The organism is Pseudomonas brassicacearum (genome assembly GCF_003732265.1).
Lineage (GTDB): Bacteria > Pseudomonadota > Gammaproteobacteria > Pseudomonadales > Pseudomonadaceae > Aquipseudomonas > Aquipseudomonas brassicacearum_D.
Genome location: NZ_MOBK01000337.1, coordinates 1 through 255, shown reverse-complemented (window position 1 = coordinate 255; position 255 = coordinate 1). Strand labels below are relative to the sequence as shown.

Annotated in this window: 1 pseudogene; it reads left to right on the top strand. The window is 61.6% G+C overall.

Annotation, left to right across the window (positions count from 1 at the left end):
• Nucleotides 1–12 precede the first annotated feature (12 nt).
• Nucleotides 13–255, top strand: a pseudogene (locus tag BK660_RS31585) (polyurethanase); the annotation flags it as partial.

The window sequence follows — 255 nt, the reverse complement described above, 5'->3', positions numbered from 1 at the left end:
AGAGAGCACAACATGGGACTGTTCGATTATAAAAATGCCGATGGCAAAGCGTTGTACAGCGACGCCATCGCACTCACGCTGTATGCCTACACGCCGACCGGCAAACCGTTGCCGGCCACCGCTTGGTCGCCGCTCACAGCGACGGCGCTGGGCTATAAGGGCAAGGTCGGGCCGCAAGGCACGTTCTTCGGCGAGAAGGACGGCTTCACCAGCGCCGAAGCCGAAGTGCTGGGCAAATACGACGCCGCCGGCAAG